The sequence below is a fragment of the Neglectibacter caecimuris genome (assembly GCF_034335015.1).
In the GTDB taxonomy this organism is placed as follows: Bacteria; Bacillota; Clostridia; order Oscillospirales; family Acutalibacteraceae; genus Acutalibacter; species Acutalibacter caecimuris_A.
Map to the genome: position 1 here is coordinate 58055 of NZ_JAWXXK010000003.1, position 16234 is coordinate 74288.

At 52.8% G+C, this 16234-nt stretch carries 10 protein-coding genes and 2 tRNA genes; 7 read left to right on the plus strand and 5 right to left on the minus strand.

Going from position 1 to position 16234, the window contains the following annotated elements; genetic code table 11:
* Positions 1–50: 50 nt before the first annotated feature.
* Together U8T64_RS03455 and U8T64_RS03460 are read right to left on the minus strand one after the other, a co-directional pair.
* Positions 51–6275, minus strand: coding sequence for an S-layer homology domain-containing protein (locus tag U8T64_RS03455; RefSeq protein WP_322180989.1), 6225 nt, complete (start codon positions 6273–6275; stop codon positions 51–53).
* Positions 6276–6535: 260 nt separating this feature from the next.
* A complete protein-coding gene (locus U8T64_RS03460; RefSeq protein WP_322180990.1) occupies positions 6536–7591 on the minus strand; it encodes a LacI family DNA-binding transcriptional regulator in 1056 nt (351 codons plus the stop codon).
* A 197-nt stretch (positions 7592–7788) separates the two neighbouring features.
* Between U8T64_RS03460 and rpe the strand changes: the two genes are divergently transcribed.
* The 6 genes from rpe (at position 7789) to U8T64_RS03490 (ending at position 12847) form a co-directional block, all read left to right on the plus strand.
* Entirely contained in the window at positions 7789–8442 is a 654-nt protein-coding gene (rpe, locus tag U8T64_RS03465) for a ribulose-phosphate 3-epimerase (RefSeq protein ID WP_322180992.1), read from the plus strand.
* Between the two features lie 11 nt (positions 8443–8453).
* On the plus strand, positions 8454–9359 hold the full coding sequence (gene alsK, locus U8T64_RS03470; protein WP_322180994.1) for an allose kinase: 906 nt from the start codon (positions 8454–8456) through the stop codon (positions 9357–9359).
* A 215-nt stretch (positions 9360–9574) separates the two neighbouring features.
* Positions 9575–10030: a ribose 5-phosphate isomerase B gene (gene rpiB / locus U8T64_RS03475; protein WP_322180996.1), complete on the plus strand. Its 456-nt coding sequence runs from the start codon at positions 9575–9577 to the stop codon at positions 10028–10030.
* An 18-nt stretch (positions 10031–10048) separates the two neighbouring features.
* Positions 10049–10813: a helix-turn-helix transcriptional regulator gene (locus U8T64_RS03480; RefSeq protein WP_322180998.1), complete on the plus strand. Its 765-nt coding sequence runs from the start codon at positions 10049–10051 to the stop codon at positions 10811–10813.
* Positions 10814–10877: 64 nt separating this feature from the next.
* On the plus strand, positions 10878–11864 hold the full coding sequence (locus tag U8T64_RS03485) for an alcohol dehydrogenase catalytic domain-containing protein (protein WP_322181000.1): 987 nt from the start codon (positions 10878–10880) through the stop codon (positions 11862–11864).
* Between the two features lie 812 nt (positions 11865–12676).
* Positions 12677–12847: an Ltp family lipoprotein gene (locus U8T64_RS03490; protein ID WP_322182011.1), complete on the plus strand. Its 171-nt coding sequence runs from the start codon at positions 12677–12679 to the stop codon at positions 12845–12847.
* A 513-nt stretch (positions 12848–13360) separates the two neighbouring features.
* On the opposite strand, the gene U8T64_RS03495 is transcribed toward U8T64_RS03490, so the two are convergent.
* Positions 13361–13436 (minus strand) — tRNA-Pro (locus U8T64_RS03495).
* Positions 13437–13477: 41 nt separating this feature from the next.
* Positions 13478–13551 (minus strand) — tRNA-Gln (locus U8T64_RS03500).
* A gap of 177 nt (positions 13552–13728) precedes the next feature.
* Between U8T64_RS03500 and U8T64_RS03505 the strand changes: the two genes are divergently transcribed.
* Positions 13729–14970, plus strand: coding sequence for an aminopeptidase P N-terminal domain-containing protein (locus U8T64_RS03505; RefSeq protein ID WP_322181002.1), 1242 nt, complete (start codon positions 13729–13731; stop codon positions 14968–14970).
* Between the two features lie 503 nt (positions 14971–15473).
* On the opposite strand, the gene hisF is transcribed toward U8T64_RS03505, so the two are convergent.
* Complete coding sequence (hisF, locus tag U8T64_RS03510) at positions 15474–16232, minus strand: imidazole glycerol phosphate synthase subunit HisF (RefSeq protein ID WP_322181004.1); 759 nt, start codon at positions 16230–16232, stop codon at positions 15474–15476.
* Positions 16233–16234 lie beyond the last annotated feature (2 nt).

Below are 16234 nucleotides of genomic sequence, written 5' to 3' on the forward strand. Positions count from 1 at the left end.
CAGCGGCTTTTTACTCTTCTCGCAAGGGCTATTGCGGCCCCGCGCTTTTTTTAGAACCTGTGCAGCAGAGCGACTACCTCTGCCCGGGTGGCTTTTCCCTGGGGGGAAAGCGTTGTGGCGGTCGTGCCGTGAACAATCTCAGCGGCACAGGCCCACTTCATAGCGGGCAGAGCGTATGCCTGCACCCGGTTTACGTCTTTATAACCGGAAAGGTCGGCGGAGGCGCTGGTATCGCGCTTCTTGTACTGAGCGTACCGATACAGGATCGCTACCGTCTCTTCCCTGGTGACCGGCTTCTCGGGAGCAAATTTTGTAGAGGAGTAGCCTGCCACGATCTTATTTCCATACGCCCACTTTACTGCGTTGGCATAGTACTCTTTGCTGTTCACATCGGTAAAGGGATTGTAGGACGGAACCTCGGGGGATTTTTCCATACGGTACAGTGTGGCCACCAGCATACCTCTGGTCATGGCCGCATTTGGGCTGAACCTTGTCTCAGAGGTGCCGTACATCACGCCGTTGGCATAAGCCCACTTCAGATCCTCCAGATACCAGGCGTTTGCCGGTACATCGGTAAACGCGGGAAGCTTCCCTTCCTCGCCTGGAAGCTCTTCGTCCGTTCCGGGGGTCTCTTCACCTGTGCCGGGCTTGCTGCCGGCCGTAAGGGTAATCTCACATTTGATATCGTTATCCACCTGAAGAGGCGAAGAAGTGGCAAACAGATCGGAAGCCACAGCCGTTACCGTGGTGCCTTCCGCCAGCCCGGCGATCCGCCCGGCAAAGAGGCCTCCGTTGTAAGTGCCGGAGCGCTTTACGCCGTACAGCCGAAGGACGCCGGTTTCGGAATCATAGCGGGAGGTTCTGAACACCTTCTCATCTCCCGCAAAGCCCTCGATCAGCATATTTTTCGGGATCCCGGTAAACTCCACCTGCATGGCGATGGAGGTTCCCTGGCGCATGGCTTCGAAATCCACTGTGCCTTCGCCTGCGGTCAGCTTCACGCGGCCAATGATCTCCCCTTCAGTGCTGCCTGTGTCGCCATAGGCCAGGGCAGTAGTCTGCGCTTCACCGGCGGTGATCTCAGCGGCAATATCATCGAGTACCACCGCACGACCCGCATCGGCCACACGAGCGGCAACATGCTCTGTGTTGCTGTCGAGGATCACATCGGGGCAGGTATCGGGCAGGGTCATATGCAGAGAGGTACTGGTCAGTCGCTGGCCCACCATCGTAAGGGCGTCCTGCACGCGGTACAGCTCGGCGATCACATCGGTAACGCCGGTCAGATCCGCTTCCTGCACGCTGTAGACCCAGCGGCCGTCGCTGGTTTCGCCAAGGTATCCGGTCTCTGTCACGCTGGCAAGAATAAGCTGCTCACCGTTGATAATACGGCCGTTCTGATCCTTCAGGAGCACAACGCTGTAAGACGGATCGCCCTTATAATCGCCATAGAAAATGATGGAACCCTTCGTCAAAGCAACCTGACCGTCCGTTACAAAATCTTCCTTCAGCCTGCCATAGCCTTCGGGCTTCAAATCAACATTGTCATTGGTGGGCCCGAGAATATCCAGCTCCGCAACGCCGAGAGACGACATATTGGTGGCGGTGAGCCGCACAAACGCCGCGTCATAGGTGTACATGTAGGGATCCATGGAGCCGTCTTCGGCCTTTTTGTTGAAATACAAGGTATAGGAGCCATCTGCGTTGTAGATGATATCTTCCTGCTTTACCCAGCTTTCAGGCCTGCTGGCGCTGCCGGTATAGCAATCGCCTTCTTTCACGGTCGTCCAGGTGGCGTTGTCCGTACTGATTTCAACTTTATAACCAAACAGGCGATAATTGGAATGCTCACCCTGATCCGGTGTGAATTTCAAAGCGGTGACCTGCTTGACGCCACCCAGGTCGAGAATGATCTGGGGGCGAACCGCGCTGCCGGAATCCGCAGGCTTTGTGCCGTAATACACAGTGCTTACATCATTGTCGATGGCGCGGGCGATGGCGGACACGGACTCAGCCTCATGCCCCATGCTATTCTCAGGATCATACTCCAGAACTTCATCGTCGGCGGAAGTCATGTTCGTTGTTACTGACCAGCCGGTCTTATCGATAGCCCCGTCATGGGAAATCTTCACTTCATCGAGAACAACGGTCTCCGTTTCATTCAGCAGCCGGTCGATCCCGGTCACGGTATAGACGAAGGAACGGTTGTTTTCGGTGGTTACAACATCCGTATAGCTTGCTTCACCAGCGGGAACAAACGCAACCGTTTTCCCGTTGCGGGAAATCTCATAACCGAGCATGGCATTCTCATTGGTATTGCTGTTGCTCAGGGAAATCGTGACCCTGCTGCTGTTGATTTGAGAATTCAAGATCGGTGTTGTGATCGCGGCTGTTACAGTAGTGCCGCTTGACATGCCGGGCTTGTTTTCCAGCCTGTAGAGGCGGCTGTTATCGTCCAGATACTGGATCTTACGGGTCTCCTTCGCATACTGGGCCGCATAGGCCTCCGTGGCCTGATTGGGAATGATGCCCCAGGCGCGGAAGAAGTCCAGAACGTCCCGCTCGGCTGCCGCGCAAACGGCCTGCATAAAGCCCTGGTCGCCGGAGGTGGTGGTCAGAGGATATTTTGCCTTGCCGGGCGTGCGCAGATAGGATTCCGCACGAGCATAGAACAGGCCGGCCTGCTGGGCCTCAATGCTGTCGTACACCTTAAAGGAATAGTCGTTATCATAGGCAAGGTGCAGCTGCCAATACATGCCCAGCTGTGTGGCGAGGTTTCCGGTATGCCCGGTCGTGCCGGTCACAACAGCCTTATAGATATTGTTTGGCTGCGGGCGGGCGGTGGCGTTTGTTTCATCGGTCTGGGCCAGCTGCGCGAATATATTGTTTGTAACTTCCACCCGCTGATAAGAAGCGGCGTTGATGCAGTGGCCGATCTCATGGGCAACGCCCCAGCCGGAATAATTGCCGCCGGTCTTCTTCCCGTTTTCGTCCGTGGTAATGGGATTTGTTTGGAACAGTCCGCCGACGCTGCCCCATTCGATGCCGATATGCTTGCCGCCGGCATACATAAACGCGCCGGTGAACATCTGGTGATACCGAATATTCAAGCGTGTATTCGGATAGGCATCCGCATCTGTCGCCGCCTTATTCAAACCCTTGAACTGATAGAAGTAATCGATCTCCTGCTCCATCGCCGCGATGGAATTCGCAAGCTTCGCGGTGGGGTTGGCGGAAATGGCGGCCCACACCTGGGTGGCAGGCACGCTGAACATCATGTTTTCCATGGTGATCTCGGTCACGTTCAGGAAGCACTCATTGGCCTGATACGCATAGCCAATATCAGAATGGGTGCTTTCATGCAGTGCGCTCACTGAGCCCGCATAGGCTCCCAGTTCTTCCACATATGCCTCGATCCGGGCGGTACGCTCGCTGCCGGTCACGCCGTCCAAATTCAAAACGGGGATCCTGGTGCCGCCGATCACACGAACGGCATACTCCTTTGCCCCCTTCTCCCCCGTATAGCGCAAATACAGGGAACCTCCGGCTTCCTTCGCATAAGAGCCGATTCTCGGTACCGTGACCTCATTCCGCCCGGCCTTCAGCTGCACGGCGCTTGACTGCCAGGCCGCCACCTCGGGGTGAACCTGTGTGGCCACCAGCTGAAGGTTCACATTGCTGCCCTGGGCCGCTGCGCCCTTCAGGTCTTCCACATACAAAATCACCGTGCTGCCGGCCTTGGCGGTATAACCGAGAGGCTGGTAATCGGACAAGGCCTGGGCAAAGCCGGAGGCCGGGCCCTTCGCGGCGGTGATCTGATTATCCACCAAAATCGGATCGCTGGCCTGGCCGTCCTTCAGGATCTGCATGGCGTAATTCAGATCGTTCAGAATGGTTTCCCTATGCGGGTGATACTCGCCGCTTTCCGGATCCAGCGTGTTCACCCGGTCGATCAGCGCTTGAATACTTTCCTCTGTTACGTCCTCGTTCAATCTGGAATGGGATACATCGGCGAACAGCGCTTCCACCTTCGCTTCCAGATCATCGTAATCATAAAGCTTGAGCTCGCACAACGTGTAATTTTGGCTGGCGCCGTATCTGGTAGAGGTGCGAACCTCCAGATAGTCCGTTGTGATTGGCGATTCAAAAACAGCCTCGTAATACCGTCTGTTCTGCTTATCGGTTCTGTTAAAGAACTTAGTGCCGATGGTTTTCATCTCGCCGTTTTCGTCCCGATACCGAATGCGAACAGTATTCATATGAACACTGGCGGTCTGGCTGGGAGAAATGCGGATCGTATCCAGCGTGCGCCGCTCGTTTAATTCCACAATGGGGCCGCGGAAGTTTTCATAATCAACGCCGCTGTCCCAGTCGGGGATCAAAACATAAGTATTCGGGTCGTCGTCCAGCAGCACCTTCCAGTCTTCCGCCGTAGCGGAACCGTTTGATACCGTGCTGCCGTCAGCTCTGTAAATTGTATAGCTCTTATTCGCGTTGCCGGACACGCTTTTGATCACATCTTGCCCAAAAAGCTTATACTGCGGAAAATCGACCCCCTCCGGCGTCATGGGCAAGCCGACGGCATTTTTAGATTTGCCGCTGCTGCCGTTGCGGTTATGGGCCACAACATAGACCGTGTACTCCACGCCGCCCTCAAGGCCTGTCAGGGTATAGCTCTGGCCTGTGATATTCGGCACCTCGGTAAAAGATGATTCAGAGGTTTTCTTATAGAACACAGAGAAGGTCTCCGCGTCAAACTTACATCTCCAGGAAACCTTTAGCTGCTTCACACCGGCTACCACATTTACATACTCCGGCGCGGGAGGGACCTTTGTACAGGTGACCTCATGGTTCCAAACCTCAGACCAGCCGCTTTTCCAGTCTCCATTCACAGAGCGGACCCGCACGGCATAGGTCTTAAACGCCTTGACAGTGCCGTTGAAGGAATCTCCCTGGAAGGTGTGTCTGGTATTGGCGGTGACAGCGGTCTTATTGTACCCTTCGCCGGAAACAGATACTTCATATCCGGTAACATTCTGCTGGGGAGTCCAGCTGATGGTCAGAGCCCTGTATCCCTGGCCATCGGCTTCTGTGTTGGAAACAGAAACGACCTCCGGAATATCCAGCTTCGGTTCGGGAATACGATCTTCAAAGTTTTGGAAAAATTCAACCTTGGCGATTTCGGCCAGAGCACCGCCGGACTCTGTTCCGGTAGCGCGGATCGTCACCTTTTTGATCACGACACGGTTTCCGAAATCGATGACAATGGTACCATCTTCCTCCCGAGTGATCTCCTCAGGAGCAGCCTCCCGAACACCTGTGTCCAGAGAATTCACTGCGTGAAGGCCCACCGTACGGGAAACAGACGCACGAGTCGACTGCCGCGCAGAAACACTGCCCGGAATAGGATAGGTATATATTGCGCCGTCCTCTCCGGTAACCTCAATAACACCCTCTGTAATAGTGTTTCCAGCCTCTGCGGGCGCACCGATCACAATACCGGCAACACCGGTATCACTGTTTTTCGGAGGAACCAGATCCACTACAACAGGATTTTCCTCTGTAATCACCGCCGAATCTTCACGATAGATCGTAAAGCTTTTCTCTGTGGGGGCCTGCTCCACAATGGTATTCTCCCCCAGCTCAATTTCAGGCGTTGTATAGGTAACAACAGGCGCAGGAACAATCACGTCCTCATTTCTGACTACCACGGCCAGATCCTTCAGGTCGACCTTGCCATCGCCTGTCAAATCGATCGATGAATCCAACACCGTTTCCGCATCGGTATCATCGATCCGGCCATCATTGTTGATATCGCCGGCAGGTATGATGCCAAACTTGCCGTTATCCTCATTCAGAGCGTGGTTGTTGCTCAGATTGAGAATGACATTGGAGTGGTCAAATTCTACTTCCTGTACATAGGGAATATGGTACGGCGCTGTTACTGTAACGGTATTTACGCCGTCAGGAATTCCGGTCAGCGTCAGAGAAGCCTGACTCGTCTCATCATCAAGCGACCGTGCGCCGGCAAACGCGTCCAGAGAACCTGTGACCACAGAACCATCTTCCGCCCGTACTTCCACTTCATATACGGTCTCGGTGTTCCAGGACCGATACATGTTCAGCACAAGCTCATTTCCCAAATCTGGTTCTGAGAGATCGGCGCGAGGAGCTTCCTCCTCGATCCCATCAAAAAATCCCGGCGCGTCCAGCTCATTAGACGCGGCGGCAGCGGTGGTTGAAAACACACTGACTGCCATGCAACAAACAAGCAAGATACTTAAGAGCCTCTTCATGAATCCTTACTCTCCTTTGCAATTTGTAAAATAAAGGCAAAAAAAGCAGTATTATGTTAACATACCTTTTTCCTAAAATCAAGAGGTCTGTGATTTGTTTCTCCGGAGTAATTTCACGGCGCTGCAATACAGGGGAACAGAAAAGAGAAAAGCTCTGCTCGCAGCAGGAATCTTTCTGCCAAAAAGGGTATGGTTTCGTATACGGAAAACTCCCTTTCAGCAGTCTTGCTCCCTATTATTCAGGTGGTTCCCCGCTCAATCAGCGCCACCGGTAAAACGATCCGACTCTCCGCTGCGGGCTTTCCCTCCATTTGATCCAACAGCGCCTGGGACGCCCGCAGGGCCAGTTCCCTTTTGTTCTGCTGAATGGTGGTGATTGCCGGATAGCAGTATTCGGAAACAGAGCTGCCGTCAAAGCCCACGATTTTCACCTGTTCGGGAACGGCAATGTGATTTTGCTGCAAAGCCACCAGCGCGCCATAGGCCCGCCAGTCGTTTGTGGCAAAGATCCCATCGAAGGAAAGGCCTTTTTTCGCCATGTAAAAAACTCGATCCTTTGCTCCCTGGAAATTGGGGGCGTCGTCGCTTAAGCCCACGATCTGCTCCGGAAGGGTCGGCATGCCGTAATCCTTCAAGGCGTCCAAATAGCCGCTGAGCCGCTGGGTGTTCACTGACAAGGCTCGTTGCCTAGAGAGGATCAAAATGTTTTTACAGCCCTTCCTGATCAGCGTTTCTGTAGCGATATAACCACCCAGATAATGGTCAGACTCCACATAGACAGCATCGCTTTTCCCCTTGGGCTTGCGGTCGATACAGACGATGGGGATGCCGCTGGAAACGATGTGCTCCGGCAGATCCTCGCTGCCGGAAATACAGATGATCCCATCGACAGACTTGGATTCCAGTATCTTGAAATAGGCGGCTTCCTTTTTATCCTCTTCATTGGTATTGCAGATGAGCACAGAATAGCCCTGGTCGAAAAAATATTTTTCCAGCTCCAAAACGATTGTCGCGAAGAGCTCGTTGGTAATATCCGGAACGATCACCCCAATAGTATGGGTTCTGTTCTCCCGCAGGCTTTTTCCCGTCATATCGGTAGTATAGTGATATTCTTGAATAACAGCCTCTACCCGCTTCCGGGTCTCCTCTGAAAACCGTCCGTTGCGGTTGATCACCCGGGAAACCGTGGCCACCGACACGCCGCTGAGCCGGGCAATGTCCTTAATGGAAACCTTCTTTTGGCTTCGCAAAGCTTCACCCCGTTTCAAACCAATCGTTACCCATTTGTTACCCATTATAGCACGGCTTTCATGCTTTGTAAATCTTTTCCTTTTCAAAATTAAAATGGTAATGGCAACAAGAATTTGTTGTGTTTCTTGTGCGAAACGCCTATTTTTGAAGTGGAAATTGACAAGCGGAAGGAAACCTGTCATAATGCGCTTTAGAGAAAACGTTTACTCAAAGGAAATATTATGGAAAGGAGTGCAGCTGTATGCGGGAAAAACTTCTCTGCCCCTCCATGATGTGCGCGGATTACAAATGCTTGCGGCAGGAGGTGGAAGCGCTGGATCGGGCAGGCGCCGATCTGTTTCATATTGATATCATGGACGGCAGGTTTGTGCCGAATTTCGGCATGGGGCTTCAGGACGTGGCATGTATTCGTGAACTGACCAAAAAACCTCTGGACGTTCACCTGATGATCGACGATCCAGGAAATTACGTGGAGCTGTTTGCGGAATTGGGCGCGGACGTTATCACCTTTCACCAGGAAGCGGACCTTCATCCTGCCAGAACGCTGGATAAGATCCGCAAGCTGGGGAAAAAGGCGGGAATCGCCCTGAACCCCGGCACCAGCGTGGAAACTGTGCGGGAGCTTTTGCCCCTGGCCAATTATGTTTTGGCCATGACGGTAAACCCAGGCTTTGCCGGGCAGAAATATTTGGAATTTACCGACAGAAAGCTTCAGAGCTTGGCAGCCCTGAAAGAGGAGTATGGGTTCCGGCTGATGGTGGACGGCGCTATTTCTCCCCAAAAGATCCAGGAGCTTTCCGAAATAGGCGTTGACGCATTTGTGCTGGGTACCTCCGCTCTGTTCGGCAAGCCGGAGGGATACGAAGCGATCCTGCCCCGCTTGAAACAGGGCTAAAGGAGGGCATTATGGAAAAACACACTTATGTGCTGGGCGTCGACATTGGCGGGACCAATATCCGTCTGGGGCTGGTAGACGAGAAAAACCAGCTTTCCGGTTATCGAAAAATACCCCAGGAAGAGATCTTACAGGGGGAAGACACCTTAAAAAGCCTTGCGGAGTATTTGAAGCAGTATTTGAAGGACCGCGCGGAAGGAAAAGAAGTGGTAGCGATAGCGGCGGGAATTCCGGCGGCCATGAGCCGGGACCGCTCCACTGTGTGGAACGCCCCGAATATCAGGGGCTTCAGCGGTAAAAACGTGCTGGAAGCCCTAAAGCCACATTTCCCCTTCCCCATTTTCCTGGAACGGGACGTTACCATGCTGTTTTATTATGACCTGTACCGCTTTCAGATTCCTCACCGGGACATTCTTATAGGCTGCTATATCGGAACAGGACTTGGAAATGTGATTTCAGTAAACGGAAGCCTCCTGGTGGGAAATGACGGAGCGGCAGGCGAGCTGGGGCATATCCCGGTATGGGACAAGACTGATCTTTGCGGCTGCGGAAACGAAGGCTGCATGGAAAGCCATGTAGGTGGAAAATATTTGGTAGAGCTGCAAAAATCCACCTTTTCCGACGTGGAAATCAGCCAGCTGTTCTCGAAAAAGGGCAGCACGCCGGAAATCGACCGGTATTTAGAGCACCTGTCCCTGCCCATCGCCACAGAGATCAATATTCTGAACCCCGCGGTGATCCTGCTGGGCGGCGGTGTACTGTCCATGGCGGATTTCCCCAAGGAGCGTTTGGAAAAATACATCTATAAGCACAGCCGTAAGCCCCTCCCCGCAGATAACCTGCACATTGTCTATTCCGACAACCAGGGTGAAAACGGGATCTACGGCAGCGCTCTGTATGCCCGAGAAAGACTATAGGCAACCCCGCACAAAAACCGGCCAGAGGCCTTTGTACACAATTTGCTTGCAGATTTTCCGTCATAGAACACAGCTTTCACTTGTCGAATCGCAAGACCATAAATGGTCTGATTGACCGCACTCAATCTATGCACTCTGATGAAAAATCTGATGTGCAACTTCTTGCGCACAATCTTTGTGCGGTGCTGCCTAAACTCAGAAACGGAGAGAAATGTATGATCGCACTTGCCAGTGACCATATTGGAATTGAGCTGAAGAAAGCTATTATCGAATATTTGGAAGAACAGAAGCTGGAATATCGGGATTACGGCACCTATACCACAGAGCGCTGCAATTACCCGGAGTATGCCTTAAAAGCCGCCAATGCCGTGGCCGGAGGCGAATGTAAAATGGGCATTTTGTGCTGTGGAACAGGGATCGGGATCTCCATTGCGGCCAACAAGGTGAAGGGCATCCGCTGTGTCGTGTGCTCCGATTGCTACTCTGCCCTGCTTTCCAGGCAGCACAACAACACCAACATGCTTTCCATGGGTTCCCGGGTGGTGGGAAGAGACCTGGGCCTGATGATCGTAAAAAGCTGGCTGGAGGGAGAGTACGAAGGTGGCAGACATCAGGTTCGGATCGATGAGATCACAGAGATCGAAGAGACCGGGACCATCAGCGCTTTGTAGCAGAAAGAGGGCAGTTTGTTGAAACACTTGGTATTAGGAAAAACGCTTGCGCCCCTTGCCGATTTTCACAAGCACACCCACGAGGGCTGGGAGATCATTCTCAATATTTCAGGAGAAGGCTATGACCGTGTAGGCGATGAAACGCACCTTTTTTCTCCTGGATCGATCCTCTGCGTTCCGCCCGGGGTCTTTCATGAAAAGCAGGCCGCTCAGAAATTTGAGGACATCTATATTACGACCACAGACGCTCAATGCTTTTACGGAAAAAAGGCCCTGACGGCACAGGACGATGAATTCAAAAGTCTGGAAAATATTTTCCGGTTGATTTACTACTATTATTACCGCGATTCTCAAACCATCAGCCCCGCCACGGAAAGCCTGTTTCAGGCGCTGGTACAGCTGTTGTCCGCCCGGTTTCAAACACGGAATATCCACCCTTATGCCCTGGAGCTCCAGCGGGGGATCATCGAGAATTTTACAGATCCGGAATTTACCATGGCGAGCATTTTGGAAAAGCTGCCGGTCTGTGAAGATTATTCCCGGAAGCTTTTCCAAAAAGAATTCCACATCACACCTCACGATTATTTGGTAAAGCAAAGAATTGAAGCCGCAAAAAGCCTGCTGGGAGCAAATGCCGGATCCCCCATTTCACAGGTGGCGCTGTCCTGCGGCTTTTACGACGCCCACTACTTCAGTCGCGTATTCAAAAAGCTGACGGGCCTTTCCCCCCTGCAATATCAAAAAGTTCGGAATAATCCACCTGGCGTGTCGGAAAATTCCTAACTTCTTTGTTCTCTGGCCTGTACAATAAAACTCAGAAAAAATATGTTTCAGGGAGGGATCCTTTATGAAATCGATCATTTCCACCGGCCCGAAAACCAGCGAAGTCCGGGAGGTCGCTCTGCCGGTCATCAACGACGATCAAATCCTGATCAAAACAAAATATGTGGGCGTGTGCATGTCCGAGCACTATGACTGGAGCGTGGCAAACCCCGGCGCCGCTTTCGGCCATGAACCCATGGGATATGTGGAGGAAGTCGGTAAAAATGTTACCGGCTTTCAAAAAGGAGACCGGATTAGCGGTCTGTGGGGCGGTTCCCTGCCGGGCTCCGGCGGCATGGTCGAGTACAATGTGGCGGACCCCCGTAAAGATATTGTAATAAAGCTTCCGGATAATCTGACGGACGAGGAAGCTGTATTGGAGCCTCTGGCCTGCATTATGAGTGCTGTCAGCAAGGTGAGAACAACGGTTCCCGGTACCCATGTGGCGGTAGTGGGCTGCGGCTATATGGGCTGTGGCGCCATCAGTCTGCTGAAGGCCTGCGGCGCTTACGTGGTGGCTATCGATATTCGCCCGGAATCCCTGGAAAATGCGAAAGCCTACGGTGCGGACGAGCTGTATCTCTACGATGAGGCAAAGGAAAAATTCTCTACCTCCAACGGCTTCCCCGGTTTTGAGGCGGTCATGGAATGGGGCGAAACCAATGAATCGCTGGATCTGGCCATCAATATCACGCAGCAGTGCGGCCAGCTTTGCATTGGAGCATATCATACCGGCGGAAAGCGCCTGGTGGATATCCAGCAGCTGAATGTAAAGGCCATCGACTGTCTGAGCACCCACCCCAGAGAGGATCACCTCAACCGCAAGGGCGCGGCGGCCGCCACGGAAATGCTCTCAAATGGCTCCTGGAAATACCGGAACGTAAAAACCAAGATCTACCCCTACACCCAGTTTGACAAGGCTCAGGCTGAAATGGAGACCAAATACGGCATCTTCATGAAGTCCCTGATCGATATGACCTGGGAAGACGGCGAGCCGAAAGTGATCGGCTGATTCAGCGGTTATCCGCAAAATGCTCTCTCCAAGAACGATTCCATTTCATTCACCGAAGGGTGTATCTCTAAAAAGATCCTTTGAACCTAATCCAAGGAGCTGCCGTAAATCTTGCCGGCAGTTCCTTTTTTGCTTTACTCTATTTCGATGGCAGCAGCTTTGCGAAGCCTGTTCGGATGCGCCTCGAAGGGTCACAAAGGATGTACTGACGGTTTTTCTCACCGGACGGCCCGCAAAACCGTGTCCATCCTTGTCAAGCAAAGCCGCGCCATATCGCACCGGAGCGTCAAATTTTTCCTGCCGGCGCCTCCAAAGAACGCCTAACGCATTAGACCTTCATCACGCAAGCGCGACGGCGCTCAAAAGTATGCCTGATCAATCTGCTTGGATATTTTTAAATCATTTTTATTGAGCTACTTTATTATCAGATATATGACCAAAAGCAGAAGCTGTCAAATTCTATTGCTGAAAATCGCAACGAAAAATACTCATATAAGCTCAAGCGGCAGCAAATGAGGAATGCTGGTATTTGACGGTAAAAAAGCAAGAAAGGACTGTGAAAAATAAAAAAAGGAATTGCGGCTGTTCTTTTGACAGCGGCCATTTGTACTAACATGTCTGCCTGTTCTTCCGGTATCTCAGAAGCAACGCGCCAAAAGGTTCTGGATGAAAAGCTTGAACTGGAATCCAAGGTATCTTCCCTGCAGAAAGAAATTTCCAGCTTGGGACCTTAACTGAAAGACGCGGAAGAGAAGCTGTTTGCCACTCCTACCCCTACCCCCGAGCCCACGCCTGCCCCGGTTCCTACCCCCATACCGGAACCCACGCCGAAAGTAACCGCCGGTCAAAGCAATGCCCTTCGAACAGCAAAATCTTATCTGAACTATACCGCTTTTTCCTATGAAGGCTTGATCGATCAGCTGGAATATGAAGGCTTTACACACGAACAAGCCGTATATGGCGTAGACGGCACGGGACTGTAAAGCGAAAAACCGGCCGCCCGCCGAAATACCGAGGAAAAAAACGCAGGCAGTCCAAAATTGGCCTTCACCTTTTCCTTAAGCCATACTGTGCTTTTAGTCCTCATTTAGTCCACATAAAAACACCTGAATCGGGAAAAACAGTCCGCTCCAGTCCGGAAAGAAAATGAAAAAGCCGCAGTACCAAGCCGTTTTGGCTAGATACTGCGGTTTCTCAGATGTGACACTACCGCAAAACAGATATTTCGGCGCGGGTCGCTCGCTGAAAACATAGAAAACACCTGCGGTTTGCGACTTACTCACCGCAGGTGTGGTCGAAGTGGCGAGACTCGACCAGGCGCAGTCTGCGCCTGATGGCTTGGACACCCCAGTGCTTACGCCCTGGGGTACCGCCCTGCGCCGCTCCTCGCTGGAAATATGCCACCGGCATATTTTCCTTTACGCTCGGACTCTCCCGAGTTCGAGTCTCGTTTAGAAAAGCAGAAGAACCGACCCTTATGGGCCGGCTCTTCTACTTGGTCGAAGTGGCGAGACTCGAACTCGCGGCCTCCACGTCCCGAACGTGGCGCGCTACCAACTGCGCTACACCTCGTAAAAAACAGCCTCGGAACAAATTTGCTGCCGAGGCTGTTTTGGCAGCGGTACCAGGATTTGAACCCAGACAAACAGAGTCAGAGTCTGCTGTGCTACCATTACACAATACCGCTTTATGCCGCTGTTTGAACAGCAATATATATTATATCCAAAAAGTGGCGGTTGTCAAGGAAAAAATGAAAATTTTCCTTTTTTCTTCAGATCGAGCCTTGCATCGGCAACACAGCGGGCCTATAATGAAAGAGAAAAATCACTGAAAACGGCTTTATGCCGCAGAAAGGAGCCTTTTTATGAATGCTTCATTTCATATGGAAAACCGCAGGGCGCTTTTGAATGCTCTGCCGGAAAATTCCCTGACTGTGCTTTTCTCCGGGGAAGCGCCACGGCAGTCTGCCGACGCCTACTATCCCTTTTTTTGCAGCCGGAATTTTCTTTATCTGACCGGCGTGAATTTTCACGGGCTTGTTCTCCTGCTGCAAAAGCAGAACGGCACGGTGCGGGAATCCCTGTACATTCTGCCCCATGATCTACTGAAAGAACGCTGGACGGGGCGCCGCCCTACAGTGGAGGAGGTAAAATTACAGTCCGGCCTGGAAACCGTTCGCATGGTGGAGAATTTTGAAGAGGATCTCCGCCGGGCCGCCACCTCGGGCGCTTATGAAACGCTTTGGCTGGATCTGTTCCTGAACACGGCCGATGAGCCCCTTACTCTTTCCCACCGCTTCGCGCGGGATGCGGCCTCTAAATACCCTGGGGTGCAGATAAAAGACGTAATGCCTTTGATGCGGAGGATCCGCACCATCAAAAAGCCCTGTGAGATCGAGGCCATGAAAAAGGCCGCCGTCATTACCGGTGAAGGGATTTTGGCGATGATGAAGGCTTCCCGGCCCGGCATGTACGAATACGAATACAAGGCGGAATTTGACTATGCTCTGGCAAAGTGCGGCGTGCTGACCCCTGCCTTCCATTCCATTATTTCCGCCGGGCAAAACAACTTCTGCATTCATTACGACAGCTATATGGGCCAGGCTCAGGACGGCGACCTGATCCTGAACGATGTGGGTGCCTGGTGGGATAATGAGGTGAACGATGTTTCCCGGGCCTGGCCCTGCAACGGAAAATTCACAAAGGAGCAGGCGGCGCTTTATGAATGCGCTTACAACACTTCGGAGTACATGTTCTCCATCATCAAACCCGGCATGCCCATGGCTTCGGTAGATCAAACCGCCCGGGAATTCTGCTATGAGCAGCTGAAAAAGCTCGGAAAGCTCTCTTCCTTCGACGAGATCGGCAAATACATGTGGCACGGCGGCGCCCACCATATCGGCTATGACGTGCATGACGAGGTGGATATGACCCGCCCCGTTTCCGCCGGCATGGTTTTCTGCGTGGATATCGGCATTTACGATGAGGAAAGCGGCATCGGATTCCGTCTGGAGGATAACTGCCATGTAACGGAAACCGGCTGTGAAAACCTGACCGGGGCCATTCCCCGGAAGCTGGAGGACGTGGAAGCCGCTATGAAAAAGTAAAGGCTGGACGGTGACTATTGAATAGCGCATTGTAAAGAAAGAGCAGGGGTAGGACAGTAAATTATAGCTTGCGGCGAGGCGCCGCGGCCACTCGTGTCCCCACTTGGTACAGAAATTTGGTTTCTGACCCGACCGGAAGATAAGATGGCAAATTGTAGTTTAACGCCTGTAGGCTCCACTTGCGCGAGTAAGGGGAGCTGTCAGCCGAAGGCTGACTGAGGGGATTAAAACTGGCAGTTTTGTCCCACTTTCTGCGTGTGACTATCCCTTCCACCGCCTATCGGCGGTCCCCGCAGACTGCGAAGCAGTCTGTTTCCCCTCTATTAAATAAGAGGAGGCAAAGGGCAGATAAATTCCAATTTAGCAGGCGTTGGTCACAACGCCTGAGCCCTTGCCCTGAATTGCTCATTGCTAATTTCTCATTCCTCATTTCTTATTGCCCATTTCTGACAACTAATGGCAGCTCTGCAAACGATCGTATTTTGCAGAGCTGCCATTCTATTTCAGCGCCGCACCGGAATACCCCGTCCGGCAAGATAGGCTTTCACCTCCGGAACGGAGGTTTCCTTGAAATGAAAAAGAGATGCCGCCAGCACGGCGTCGGCGCGGCCTTCGGTGAAGGCGTCGTAAAAATGTTCCAGCTGGCCCGCCCCGCCGGAGGCGATCACCGGAATGGAGACCGCCTGAGAAATTGCCCGGGTCAGCTCCAGGTCATAGCCGCGCTTGGTACCGTCCCGATCCATACTGGTGAGCAAAATTTCTCCCGCGCCCAGCTGCTGTACTTCTTTTGCCCATTCCACAGCGTCCTTTCCGGTATCGATCCGGCCGCCGTTCAGGTAAAGGGTCCAGCCGCCGGAATCCCGGCGTTTGGCGTCCATTGCCACCACCACACACTGGCTGCCGAATTTTTCCGCTGCCTCCCGAATCAGCCCGGGATTTTTCAGCGCCGCCGAATTGACAGACACCTTATCCGCCCCCGCCCGCAGAATGGCGGTAAAATCCTCCACGCTGCGGATCCCCCCGCCGACGGTGAAGGGGATAAAAATACGCTCCGCCACCCGGCGCACCAGTTCCACCATGATATTTCGGTCGTCCGAAGACGCTGTGATATCCAACAGCACCAGCTCGTCCGCTCCCTGGCGATCATATTCCATGGCGGCCTCCACCGGGTCCCCGGCATCCCGCAGACCCACAAAATTTTCCCCCTTGACGACCCTGCCGTTTTTCAGATCCAGGCAGGGGATCAAACGCTTCGCATACATCG